11 protein-coding genes and 3 pseudogenes are annotated in these 11,608 nt (G+C 57.9%); 7 read left to right on the top strand and 7 right to left on the bottom strand.

The features are described 5' to 3' along the window. Positions 1–237: 237 nt before the first annotated feature. On the bottom strand, positions 238–1,050 hold the full coding sequence (locus IVA81_RS37475) for a nickel-binding protein (RefSeq protein WP_247327551.1): 813 nt from the start codon (positions 1,048–1,050) through the stop codon (positions 238–240). 444 nt (positions 1,051–1,494) lie between these two features. Here IVA81_RS37475 and IVA81_RS37470 point away from each other — a divergent pair, with 444 nt between their 5' ends. From IVA81_RS37470 to IVA81_RS37455, 4 genes and pseudogenes are all read left to right on the top strand, one after another. Beyond that, positions 1,495–1,710, top strand: a complete 216-nt coding sequence (locus IVA81_RS37470; RefSeq protein ID WP_247327549.1) for a dodecin domain-containing protein — start codon at positions 1,495–1,497, stop codon at positions 1,708–1,710. A gap of 160 nt (positions 1,711–1,870) precedes the next feature. Continuing rightward, positions 1,871–2,180, top strand: a pseudogene (locus tag IVA81_RS37465) (hypothetical protein). A gap of 144 nt (positions 2,181–2,324) precedes the next feature. After that, positions 2,325–2,528 carry a hypothetical protein gene (locus tag IVA81_RS37460; protein ID WP_247327547.1) on the top strand — a complete coding sequence of 68 codons (204 nt, stop codon included), beginning with the start codon at positions 2,325–2,327 and terminating at the stop codon, positions 2,526–2,528. A gap of 34 nt (positions 2,529–2,562) precedes the next feature. Beyond that, entirely contained in the window at positions 2,563–2,892 is a 330-nt protein-coding gene (locus tag IVA81_RS37455) for a GcrA family cell cycle regulator (protein ID WP_247327546.1), read from the top strand. A 667-nt stretch (positions 2,893–3,559) separates the two neighbouring features. Here IVA81_RS37455 and IVA81_RS37450 read toward each other — a convergent pair. The 3 genes from IVA81_RS37450 to IVA81_RS37440 all read right to left on the bottom strand — a co-directional run bounded on the left by IVA81_RS37450 (position 3,560) and on the right by IVA81_RS37440 (position 6,365). Beyond that, positions 3,560–5,023: a CHASE3 domain-containing protein gene (locus IVA81_RS37450; RefSeq protein WP_247327545.1), complete on the bottom strand. Its 1,464-nt coding sequence runs from the start codon at positions 5,021–5,023 to the stop codon at positions 3,560–3,562. 208 nt (positions 5,024–5,231) lie between these two features. Then, the gene (locus tag IVA81_RS37445; protein WP_247327544.1) at positions 5,232–5,861 is read right to left on the bottom strand and encodes a YjbE family putative metal transport protein; all 630 of its coding nucleotides are present in this window, start codon (positions 5,859–5,861) and stop codon (positions 5,232–5,234) included. A 129-nt stretch (positions 5,862–5,990) separates the two neighbouring features. Further along, entirely contained in the window at positions 5,991–6,365 is a 375-nt protein-coding gene (locus IVA81_RS37440; RefSeq protein ID WP_247327543.1) for a hypothetical protein, read from the bottom strand. Positions 6,366–7,447: 1,082 nt separating this feature from the next. Here IVA81_RS37440 and IVA81_RS37435 point away from each other — a divergent pair. Together IVA81_RS37435 and IVA81_RS37430 are read left to right on the top strand one after the other, a co-directional pair. Then, complete coding sequence (locus tag IVA81_RS37435; RefSeq protein WP_247327542.1) at positions 7,448–7,618, top strand: hypothetical protein; 171 nt, start codon at positions 7,448–7,450, stop codon at positions 7,616–7,618. A gap of 401 nt (positions 7,619–8,019) precedes the next feature. Next, complete coding sequence (locus tag IVA81_RS37430) at positions 8,020–8,367, top strand: nuclear transport factor 2 family protein (protein WP_247327540.1); 348 nt, start codon at positions 8,020–8,022, stop codon at positions 8,365–8,367. A gap of 196 nt (positions 8,368–8,563) precedes the next feature. Here the strand turns inward: IVA81_RS37430 and IVA81_RS37425 are convergent. The 3 genes and pseudogenes from IVA81_RS37425 to IVA81_RS37415 all read right to left on the bottom strand — a co-directional run. Then, positions 8,564–8,690: pseudogene (locus tag IVA81_RS37425) on the bottom strand (IS5/IS1182 family transposase); the annotation flags it as partial. An 82-nt stretch (positions 8,691–8,772) separates the two neighbouring features. After that, positions 8,773–8,952: pseudogene (locus tag IVA81_RS37420) on the bottom strand (hypothetical protein); the annotation flags it as partial. A gap of 208 nt (positions 8,953–9,160) precedes the next feature. After that, entirely contained in the window at positions 9,161–9,550 is a 390-nt protein-coding gene (locus IVA81_RS37415; protein ID WP_247327538.1) for a phasin family protein, read from the bottom strand. Positions 9,551–10,724: 1,174 nt separating this feature from the next. On the opposite strand from IVA81_RS37415, the gene IVA81_RS37410 reads away from it, so the two are divergent. Further along, entirely contained in the window at positions 10,725–11,438 is a 714-nt protein-coding gene (locus tag IVA81_RS37410) for a Crp/Fnr family transcriptional regulator (protein ID WP_247327536.1), read from the top strand. The last annotated feature ends 170 nt before the right edge of the window (positions 11,439–11,608 follow it).

Here is an 11,608-nt window from a genome sequence, read left to right as displayed (position 1 = left end):
CGACAAATCTGTCGATCGACCGGAGCAAGTGGTCTGCGGGGATATGCCTTTCGAGCGAGAACTCATAGAATAACGCAGCCTGTTCGACTTGCCGATGCCCCATCATGATCATCAGTCCTGCCAACTAAACAGACTGAATCACTGCTACCTCTGAGTCGCAACCGCCGCCTTTTTCAACGAAATCGGCCAACGGCAGACCATCGTCGCCTCAATCGATATCCTCGGCAGTCGCGACAGCTAGCGCCATTCGATCCCGTATACGTCGACAGGCTGCAGGAAGCCTTTGAGATGGCAGGGACCGATGTTTGTCCCTTGGAAACGATCCCGGATGCGATCCTGAACGGCACTTGACACAAGAATGGCATCCGGCTCGGCCAACTGACACAATCGAGCAGCGAGTTGAACGGTCGCACCAAAAAGGTCATTGCTGTCGGCAATCGGCTCTCCGACGTCAATACCAATTCGCACCTGAAGCTTCTCCTTGCTGGCCAGATTGAAGGCTTCAAACGCTTGCTGGATAGAGCGGGCGCATTGCACGGAGGCGGCGGCGTCGGCGAAGGATGCCATGATGCCGTCTCCAGTGTGCTTCACTACATGCCCACCCTTGTCCTTCAATGCGCGACGAACCAGCGCGTCATGTGCCCGAACCATCTCGACAGATCGAGCGTCGCCAAGACGCTCTGTCATGCTGGTAGAGCCAACGATGTCGGTGAACAATATCGCCCGCAAGGCAGAATCAATTCTGACGTTGTTTGCCTCGCCGCACGGTTCCGGATCAGACACTCTCCCCAGAAATGCCTGGACGGCTGAGAGGTCGACTTCGATCACATCTTTCGCTACCGCGCCGTGAGCTTCGTCATGAACCCGCATCGCCGTTTCGATATCCGGTGCGTCAATGAGACAGAAGCCCGTGCCGCGCGATTCATCAAACCAATACGTCAAGAAACGAACTCCGTACTGATCTTGCACTTCCAGGTCTTTTCGATGCGCCTCCGCGATATCGGAAGCTGTCAGGCCCGAGAGATCGTGTCGGTCGAGGAAAATTGGCACTGGCGTTTCTCCAACGCTTCTTCTGCCGGTGTCGATCAAATCTGCACTAAACATGGTTCGCCGACAGCAATTTAATGTAACACCTTGGGAAGGCTTTGGAAGTGAAGTAAGCCCTCGCTGAGGGTAATTCCCTGCGCCCTGATGTCCCATTCGGGAAACGAACGGCGGTCGAAGTCAGCACGGCCCCGCGATAGCTGACGTCGCAATGGCCTCCGCCTTGTTCGGCTAAGGGCCAATTAGGCGATACACAGGGCACACACCAGACTCGCGGCGATAACCATGCTGCTGATTCTTACGCGGTGCCATCGCTTCCCCGAGCTCTTCTTTGGCTCGAACAGGAAAAGTGACAGCCAATCGGACCCTTTTCCGCGACATCTCCCGGACACGTATCAGCATCGAAATTCAGATGCTAGATTTCAGGCCCCTACCGAATAGGAGGACGACATGCCCGAGAGCGTCTACAAGGTCATTGAACTGATCGGCACCAGCAAAGATTCCTGGGAGAAGGCCGCCGCCAATGCGGTCGAGCAAGCCGCCAAATCTCTCCGAGATCTTCGCATCGCAGAGGTCGTCAAGCTCGATATTCAACTGGATGACAAGGGAAAAGTCGAGGTCTATCGCGCCAAGCTCAACGTATCGTTCAAGTTCGAGGGCTCCTGAGCCTCAGCACCTCGCCCCTCTGCGGGCGAGGATGGCTCATTGAAAAAGCGCGTTGCGCAGCCCGCCAACCAAAGGCTGCTGCCACATCCCGGAAGTCGGCACTAGTCCGGCTGGGACGATATGATCTGATGCGAGGTAGCGTATGGCGCGTGGTGGCCCCATGTACATGGTCATTCGCAAGTACACGAAGGTTCGTTCGGTAGCGACCCCGCTCGTCGCGCCAAGAGCGGCGTCGTGAGATCTTAAGGCAATCGCAGGGATTTAGATCTTGCCATGTGCTGGATGCGGGCGACGGTGTCGGCATCGCCGTCATGATATTTGATGACCGCGAAAGCGCCAACGCAGAGAACGCCAAGATAATGGCGTTTGTTCAGGCGAGCCTACATGACCTCGACCTTGGGGCTGCCGAAGCCACCAGCGGTGAGGTTTCGGTGGACATAGAGTCGAATGGGTCTACGGGCATAAAGTAGCGTCGCCAGTTGCGCGGCGGGTGCTGCCCTTGCTCGTGTCATCGACCTGATGTCACCCCGCATTTGCGACGATCGCGCCCTGGATCTACGCGTGCCTCCGATCAGGAATTAGATCGCGGGTGCTTTTCGAGGAGCAGCAACGCCATGAAGCAACACACCTTCGAAAGATTTTCCATCACAGCGATCTGCTGGACAGCGCTCATGCTTATGGGCACTGCGATGCCGCCAAGAGATCCTGATGAAGAGGACGAGGAAGAAGATGAGGAGGACGAAGATGAAGATGATGAAGGGGAAGATGACGCTGACGAAACCGGCGGTCGTGCGCGAGCCGGACGAAGATTAGGCTAGTGCGTGGTCGGCAGTCGGCGCTATAGTATCTCCCATGGGCTGGGATGCGAAAGACGTAGAGCTCCTCACTAGGCTCTGGTCCGCAGGACAGAGCGCGGCGCAGATAGCGCGTCGTCTCGGATGCAGTCGTAACGCGGTCTGCGGCATGCTAACCCGTCAGGGCCTGAAGCGCGGCCACAAGCCGCCTACGGCAAGGCCCAAGATACGGCCGCCCCCGAAGCTGAGGCCGGCGTCGTCGGCAGCTTGCGCCCTTCCAGTGGCAAAGAAGGTGTCGCGAAACAAAGCGGAGAGGCAGCAGCCCAAGGAGTTCAGCAGGCAGCAGCTTTACGACATGCTGGCTGATGCGGTCAAAAATACTGGCTAGGAATCACCGCGAACGTCGTTGCGCTTCCGCGCAGTGCCTGGCTCGGCTCGATGGGGGTCGATTGTCGTGCCCCCTTCCCAAGTTCGTCTGCATCGGGTCACAAGCAGTCCTCAACGGGCAATACTTGCGAGGTCGGCTAAGGGCCCAACAGCTGACGGTTTGAACCGGAAGCTTTGAGGCGAGTTCCTTGATATAAGACTACCTTTGATAGTCAATGAAACCGCATAGCGGCAAGCTGAGGTTTCAATGAAAGACTTTCTTACAGCAGCCAAATTGCTGCTTCTCGACTTAGCCTCGACATTCTTGTTTCTCATCCTCTTTCTTTTGACCCACAACACCATCCTTTCGGTTTGCCTGGCTGGGCCTTTGTTGGAACGATCTGAACGATCTTCACTCGTCCGCGCCGCTACCAAAAGCGCGCAGGAATTATGATGTTCTCGTCGGCGTAGTGCGCGCTTATTCGACTCGGTGACCTCTCCTGAGGCGGGTGTATGCGCCGTCTCCACCAGGCGCCACTGACACCGACGCGCGGGGCCATGGTCCGCCTTGGGTCAACAGCGCCGGTTTGACTGGAGCCGTATCGCTTCCGGTTTGCCCCGAGCTGCTGACCATACCTGAGCCAAACCCAAGTTCGCCCGGGCCCTAGCACGTTCCGCGCCCGGCAAGTTCACCCCACCGGCTTTTGGCCAAGTGGAGCCATCTGGTCCTGGTGGGGAACGAGGGTGAATTGGAAGACAGCGCCCCGAGGCTTGTTCCTCGTGACCCACAACCGTCCGCCATGAGCTGCGATGATTGACCGACAGATGGCCAGGCCCATACCTAAGCCGTGCGACTTGGTCGTGTAGAACGCATCGAAAACGCGTTCCTCAATCGTCGGGTCGAGCCCCGGCCCCGAGTCTCGCACCGCGACACGTACATCGCCCGCAACGTCCCTTTCGGTACTGATCTGCAGCTCCCGCGTGCCCTCCGGAACGCTGCTCACGGCGTCGATGGCATTGAGGATCAGATTCAGGAGCACCTGCTGCAGCTGAATGCGCTCACCTTCGATCTGCGGCAGGTCCTCCGCCAGATGCGTCTGTAGCGAAATTTTATGCCTCACCGCCTCGCTTCGGACCATGGCGACGACGTCCAGGACGGCTTCGTTGAGGTCAAGCCGGCTTCTGGGTACCGGCGCTTTCCTGACCATAGCGCGGATCCGGTGGACGATCTCGCCAGCTCGTTGGCTATCTGTGACAATGTGCTCGAGGGACTCGCGGGCCCTATTTAGATTAGGCGGGTTGGCGCCCAGCCAGTTCAAGGCGGCGTCCGCATTGGTGAGCACGGCCGAGATCGGCTGATTGACTTCATGGGCGATCGAGGCCGTCAGCTGCCCCATGGTCGCGACACGACTGACATGAGCGAGTTCGACCTGGGTCTTTTGGCGTTCAATGACAGCCTTCTTGAAGATTTCGACTGCACCCGCCATCGCGCCGATTTCGTCATGCCGATCAATCCCGGGCACGTCGATGCTAGTGTCGCCCTTGGCGAGTGCGGTCATGGCGCCGGTCATTCGGGTGATCGGCGTAGCGATAGCCCTCGTGAGTAGAATGCCCATCAGCATCGCGATCATGAGCGAGACTGCAGCGCCCAGCGCGGTCGCCGTGTATGCAGTGGCGTACGCCTGCTTCTGCACGGCGTCGCGCCTTGCCAATAGATCGCGCTCAACCTTCTCGATTTCGCTCGCCTTGGCGCGGATTGCGTCCATGGCAGCTTTGCCGCTCGACCCCTCCAACGTGCGAGCCTCCTCGCGAGTCGCGGGGTTCGTCATCAGCGCGATCTCGCGCTCGGCGGTCTCGATGCGCCAAGTGGTCGCCAGCTTGTTCAATTCATCGAGCCGGTTTTGCTGGTCTTGGTTGTCCGAAGTCTGTGCTCTAAGTTTCCGGATCGCCACGATGAAGTTGTCACCGCCCCTGCGGTATGGGTCCAAGAATTTCTCGTCGCCGCTGATCAAATAGCCGCGCAGACTCGTTTCTTGATCAAGGGCTGCGGCCACAGCCATCTCTAGGGTGTCCAACACGTCCGTGGTATGGACCCGCCAGTTTTTGGCCTCTTCGATCACGCCAAGTCTGTCGTATACGATTGCGCCGCTCACGAATATGACTGCTATCACGGCTGCAAACGCGGCCGTCAGTTTATGCAAGATGAGTAAATTCGAGAAAGTGGGCACCTGACCCTCAGAATTTGACAGGGGATGGTCATAGGGCAAAGCGGCGCCGCCTTCTTCGGAGTAACGCCGTCAGTGTCTCGTCGGACACCGGAAAATTATAGGCCTTGCCGTGCCGTTGCTACCGGCAGGGCCGTCATATCGATGCGACCTTCATGATATCAAACGTTCCGCGAAAGATCATCTCAGCTGCCACATAGAAAATGACGGCCAAGCCGACATAAGCGATCCATCGATGCGTTTGCAGAAGGCCGGCAATGAAAGAAGCGGCCATGCCCATCATCGCGATGGAAAGCCCCAAGCCGAAAATCAAGACCATTGGGTGCTCGCGCGCCGCCCCTGCGACGGCCAGGACATTATCGAGAGACATGGAAGCGTCGGCCACGATAATCTGACAACTCGCTTGCATGAGTGTTTTGCGAGATTTGCGTTCTGCGATTTGTCCAATGGCCCCGTTCCTGACGTTTGGGTCCGTGGAGGACGCGCGCAGCTCTCGCCACATTTTCCAGCATACCCACAACAACAGGATACCGCCAGCAAGCAGGAGGCCGACGATCTGCAGGATTTGCGTTGCCAGCGCGGCCAACAGAAGGCGCAGTATCGTCGCGGCGAAGATGCCGATCAAAATCGCCTTGCTTCGTTGGGCCTGAGGAAGTCCCGCTGCGGCAAGACCGATGACGATGGCATTATCGCCCGCGAGCACAAGGTCGATTAGAACGACCTGCAAGAGTACGCCAAGAACATCCGTATTGAAAAAATCTAACACGGATCGTGGTCCCCAATGCCAGGGAAACGGCAAGTCCGAGCGATGGTCGTTTACGTCTGATGGGTTGACCGAAACGCGCCGCATCCAAACAGAGCCGCCAATTCAACTCTAGTCCGAAGTCGCCGGCTGTCAGGGCGCTGGGTGACTATCTCCTAAAGCTGCGTCCGAATGCTGTCCGACCGGCTGCCCGAGGAGCAGTGCGACTTGATCTGGTTCACCAAAAATCGCTGCGGCGCAACCCATCATTGTCAAGGCACCTGCAATATCCCACAGCGTAACATTTTCCCAAGTTGCGTTTCCTGATTTTGCCCAGGCCAGGAACGCGGTGATCATCGCGTCTGAGAAAAACAGAATACTGAGCGCTGGTAAGACGAGTGCGGAATCCAGCAGGAGCATCATCAAGAGGGCGGGCGCTGCGACCAAGATGCTCAAGAGAGCGAATATGCAGAACGTGTCCCGCCAATAAGCATTCCATTTTGTCCAACTTGCATGAGAAGTGATCATCTGATCCTCCTTCATAGGAGCATTCAAGCGCCCCCTCACTTGCTGAACTAGCGCTAGTCCGCCTGCCGCCTTCTGATGTCTGCCTAATCACCTGTGCCGTCGACTCTCAATTAGCGTAATAACGCCGGACGACACCACGGCAACAACGACGACGGCTGCGAGCGCCTCGACCGAGGCCAAGCTCTCGCACCAACTATTCCAAAGCTCAATCATGTGCTGATCTCCTCGAGAGCGCACCCATGATCGACACTCAAAACGTCGAAACCCTTTCAGTTAGAAAAACAATGCTACCCATCGCCGCGCGCGTTTTCACCGCGCGTCAACATGACTTATGCGGCACAGCTACGCAGCCCCCCACCTTCCACGCCGCAGTGATCAAGATCGATTTGGTTAGCTGGTCCGCCCGAGCGACTTTCCCGATAAACCGCTGGCGGTCGGCGCGATGAAAACACCTTGAGATGCCGCAAATACCTCGATTCCCTGTAGCCAGTAATCTCGCCGGCCGGCCATTGGAAAGTGGAACGGGGAACAATCCCTCCTGGTGCTGACCGGTCAAGAAAGCCCAAGCTACTGCGAAGGCTCGCGAGGGCGCTCCGGCGACCTGCTTGCCGTGTCGCCGAGCCGCGATTCATGCGGTAACGCATCGGCTAAAAGATTGATCGCCGTTTCCGCGATTCACATTTGCAATCGCGGGAACTGAAGATGAACGTAATTCTGATCGGCCGCTCTGGTTTCGATCCGGTGCGGAAAAGCGGCCTCGGCATCGACCCAGAACCTCCAGATGCCGAGGCCGTCGTAGTGTTCACAATTATACCGTACTGCCGGGAGGCCGGATGTATAGTCGCGTTGCTGACTTGCGCCAACGTCTCGAAGCGCTTGCTTCCAAGCTCTCCGAATTGGAAGAGATTCGACAGAAAGTAGCCCAAGCCGAAGATGAGGCTCGCACGAAGCAGGGAGCCAGCTTGACGAGAGATCGGCTGAATCTGGCGGCACGAAAACAGGCATAGGGGGTATTTGAGGACCGGCAATTGCTTGCCGACCTCGCGTCAACGGACCAACGGGGCGCTGGTTCGGGTGCGATCATGGACAAAGAGCAGCTCACCAGCATGTCCATCGATGAATTGTGGGCCCTCCACACAGACGTCGATGAGATCCTCGCCGCAAGAATAGTCGCTAAAAAGGCAGAGCTCGAAAAGCGCCTTGCGCAACTCCAACAGCCGACCGAAGGCGTAGTTGATCAGCGCCCTACCTAGGCCTGACAGGCTTTGTTGGCGGCAACCCCCGTGTACCGTGGGTCATATTTTCCGATCCGATGGCACAACGACACTACACGAGGCCCGGCTGGCATGTGTCCGCCCTTAGGGGCATGCACGGCGGCGGCAAACTCTGCATTCGAGATCGCCAACCTACAATACAAGAAAGAGAACAAGCCCGCGCGCGCTAGATGGCCTGCTCGGCTCACCTCCCGCTGGCCACGAGCTGAAATGAGGCCGGCACATGCTGGCATCAGCGGCAGGCGGGCAAGTAACCGCCTTATGACCTTCGGCATATAGCCCTAGCCGAGCGAGAGCATCAAAATTCAAGAATCGATTGGAAGAGACTTAGCTGGTTACCCCGGCCAATCTCGGATTCTTGGGCGGTGGGAGGTGCTTGTATGTCCTTTGACCCGATGGCCACTGCCGTCGACTGGCTCGATGCCTACCGTGCCGGCGATATCGAAGCGATACTCGAAATGTACGCCGAAGATGCGGTGGTCTACTGCGGTTGTGACGAACTGACTATCACCGGCAGAGAAGGCCTCCGAGCATACTGGGCTGCTCGTATGCGGAAACACCCCGCTGCCGAGTTGGACGATCTTCAGCCTTCGCACGGTGGGACAGTGATCTCGTACATCAGCGGGCAAAATGTAGTGAACGCGGTCTTGGCTTTTAACGCTGCTGGAAAGATCAAGACCCTGAGCTGTGGTCCGCCAGCACCAACTCATGCGTCATGTCGTCTTTGACGCGGTGCCTTTCATGAAGGTCGCCTGCGAACTACAATCCAAGACACTGTATCATTTGAGATCCCGCGCTTGAATCCCGGGCCCACGATATCGACTGGCGTCCGGCGTTGAGTCGGCGCGTCGGGCGGTCTCGGTGCGTCTCGGTCCAGCCCCGGGGATGCCCGGGACCGTTCGCGTTGGAACGTTGGGCCGACTGCCGCAGCCAAATTCGCATTGATGCAAGTTTGACGAACGCCCACATAGTTGGCTGCAAGCTTGTCATATCGGGTCGCGACACGACGACATTGCGTGATCTTGTTGAAGAACCGTTCGATCAGGTTGCGCGCAGGTGTCGATTATCTGTACCGCCGCGTCATGACCGGCCGCCATTGCATCCATATCCGGTGCCACACGCCAGCTCGCGGCGCGGATGCCCGGCTCGTCGACCCAGGCTTCCCGCGCGAACCATGCGTGATCGGTGCGGCAGATCGGACAACGGGTGCGCGAGAAAAACACCGCGCGGCGTCCAAAGCTCTCGCTATCAGTCTTGATGCCGGTGGGAATCGCGTGTCCGGTTTGTGGACATTTGACCATGACCATTCCCATATTGCCCTCCCTTGCGATTTGTCTTTGTTGTAGTTTGCAGAAAAGCACCGGCCGGTTGGAATGCGCCTCTCGTCGGTGCGAGGCCTGAGAGGCATCGCGCACCTTGTTGGTCGAGCATGGGCAATGGGGCGTGCTCGCTCAGTTGGGCGTGTTCCAACCGGCCGGATGTCCTCTTCAAACGAATCCGAATGTGAGATTGAACGCTCTTTTAGCCACCTGGGTGGAGGACCCTGGTGAAGTGCTTCCTGATCGGCTCACCCGTTTCCGTCGCGAGCTTCTGGGCAAGCGCCCACAATTCCCTGTTCTGGTCAGAGGCGGTGTCGAACGCCTTGCGCGCTTGCGCCGCCGACAATGTATAGGCGTCGGTCGCGGACTTGCTGCCGAACAGATGGACGAAGAAATCGAGCGCAGAAGCGGCATTGGCGTTTGAGATTTCGAACACCTTGAGCCCATAGTCGGTCGTGCATCTCGCATTGCTCGAATAGGTCTCACGCAGCGCCTGCGTCATCTCTTCCGATGCGGCCTTGATCTTCTCGCAGCCTTCCCGTGCGCGGGCGAGGCCTTGCTCGGCAAGCTCGCGCCCCACGCCAGGAAACATGACCTTCGAGAAATCCAACCATGGCATCGCGAAAACGTTCGTTCCATTCGGCGGCAATTTCATTTGGCTTTCAGTCACGCAACATATCCTTTCTCAAGCGAAAGCATTCCTCGCAACGCTCGCTTGCGTCACGAGAGCTCACGCTCTGTGTTCGATCAGATTTTGGATGAGCCTTGATCTAGCCCCGACCCCATACGACTTTGTGCTGCGAGAAGCCGGAATGTCGGTTCGGTTTGTGACTCTCGCTCAAATTTTTTTTGAGATTGTCAACACAGACGAAGGTATGTCGGGGAGTGACGGTGAATAACAGGGATATCGCAAGGGGTGGGAAGTTCCTTCCTTAGCGTAAGCATTGCAAAGGAGCCCGGCGCTAGCTGCGTTGGGATGCGCTACGTTTGCACAGGAACGGACATCACGCGACGTGCCGGCAACGCTAGCTTGCATGCCTCAAGCCGCCTGCCCTTCACTCTGCCTAATTGAAACTTTCCCGTTTTCCACCCGCTTCGCATGATAGCTCTGCGATCAATTCGGCCTCGCATGACACCATAGCACTCGCAGGCAATATCCTCCGGTTGAGTTCGCTCGATGTTCAGCAGGCCGCGACGATCGGGTTTGATGCAGCCAGCTAAGCGAAGCTTGGTCATTGTTAGTGTCACCGTGGTTCGTCGCACCCCAACAGCTGTGCAAGCGTCTCCTGCGTCAGCTGAGTTACGTCGCCTGCAACCCGATCGTGCAGTTCGAGCAACCACCGAGCCATCCGGGCATTCGACCGGATGCACTGCGTTGCAGGCCGCCACGTTCTGGAGCTGCAAGAGCTCTGTGCCGAGGTGAAGTCGCAGGACGTGTTTAACCGCGGCGCTTTGCTCAAAAGCATACTTCAATTTTGAGGAGGGCAACTCTCTCACCACCGCGTTTGCCGCGCTCCGGAAATTGGAACCCCCTATGGTGTTACCCATACGCATTTTGCAATTGTGTCGCGTAGCGCTTGAATCTAAGTCCTCAATGATGGCGCAAGACAAAACGTCGCCTTACGGTCGCGTGTGTTTGGAGTTTTATTTTTGAGATTGAGAGCTTCCGCAGCCGAATTGGATTTCGCAGCGCGAAGCGTACGCGGTTTCAAACAAAGTTCGAGTTCGTCCTATGCCGCTCGAAATGCGGTTCGCGGTAGGCTAGGGTGACGCATCACAGCGGAATTGGGAACCGACTTCTCGCAGCACTACCGGTGGCAGATCTCGGTCTGCTAGTATCCGAGCTGGAGATGGTCGCGCTCGATCGGGACGCGGTCATCTCGCGGGCGGGTGACCAGACCGAGCACGTCCTCTTCCCTCATAGTGGCGCCATTTCGGTGATGATCGACATGGCGAACGGGCAGACGGTCGCCAGCGCTGCGATAGGGCGCGAGGGAGCAGTCGGCACTCTTTCCGTGCTGGGGCCGTCCCCTGCGGCCGTTACCGCCATCGTTCGTGCCGCCGGCACCGCCTCGCGGATCCCCGCATCGCGATTCCACGCGGCTTTTAGCCGGAGCCCCGCGATCCGCCACGCTGTCCAGCTTCACTTCAAGGCGATGCTGATACAGCTACAAATCGGCGGAGCCTGCAATGCGCTGCATCCGGTCCAAGCCCGCATGGCACGCTGGCTGCTCCAGCTTCGCGACCGCGTCGACCACGACGTCCTCCCGCTCACCCAGGAGACGCTTTCGCAAATACTGGGTGTGCGACGGACGACGGTGACGCTCCTGATGCGCAATCTGCGCGCTTCCGGAGCGATCAGATCTGAACGGCGAGGGGAAATCGAGATCGACCCATCGCGGCTCGCAGCGGTGGCGTGCGAATGCCGCGACACCATGCGCCTCGAAGTCGACGATATCTTTTCTATCGATCCAGCCTGAACTCGCGTTTGGTTCTGCCGACGCGTTAAATGAAACGGGCGATGCGACCCACTTCGGCGTGGCCCAGTGAAGCTGGCGAAGACCGAACCTGAAATCGTCGCCCCTTCGCCAGGTATCAGGCCGCGGCCCAATGCCCTGACCAGGACCTCCCCACCTAATGTCCGCTTCGG

This window comes from Bradyrhizobium sp. 141 (genome assembly GCF_023074055.1).
GTDB lineage: Bacteria > Pseudomonadota > Alphaproteobacteria > Rhizobiales > Xanthobacteraceae > Bradyrhizobium.
Note: the sequence above shows the minus strand (reverse complement) of the source record. Positions and strands in the feature narration are given on the sequence as shown.

Excerpts from the sequence above, each read along its gene's own strand:
- IVA81_RS37430 (WP_247327540.1), top strand. The coding sequence starts at position 8,020 with ATGTCCTTTGACCCGATGGCCACTGCCGTCGACTGGCTCGATGCCTAC.
- IVA81_RS37440 (WP_247327543.1), bottom strand. The coding sequence starts at position 6,365 with ATGATCACTTCTCATGCAAGTTGGACAAAATGGAATGCTTATTGGCGG.
- IVA81_RS37435 (WP_247327542.1), top strand. The coding sequence starts at position 7,448 with ATGGACAAAGAGCAGCTCACCAGCATGTCCATCGATGAATTGTGGGCC.
- IVA81_RS37460 (WP_247327547.1), top strand. The coding sequence starts at position 2,325 with ATGAAGCAACACACCTTCGAAAGATTTTCCATCACAGCGATCTGCTGG.
- IVA81_RS37470 (WP_247327549.1), top strand. The coding sequence starts at position 1,495 with ATGCCCGAGAGCGTCTACAAGGTCATTGAACTGATCGGCACCAGCAAA.
- IVA81_RS37415 (WP_247327538.1), bottom strand. The coding sequence starts at position 9,550 with ATGTTTCCTGGCGTGGGGCGCGAGCTTGCCGAGCAAGGCCTCGCCCGC.
- IVA81_RS37455 (WP_247327546.1), top strand. The coding sequence starts at position 2,563 with ATGGGCTGGGATGCGAAAGACGTAGAGCTCCTCACTAGGCTCTGGTCC.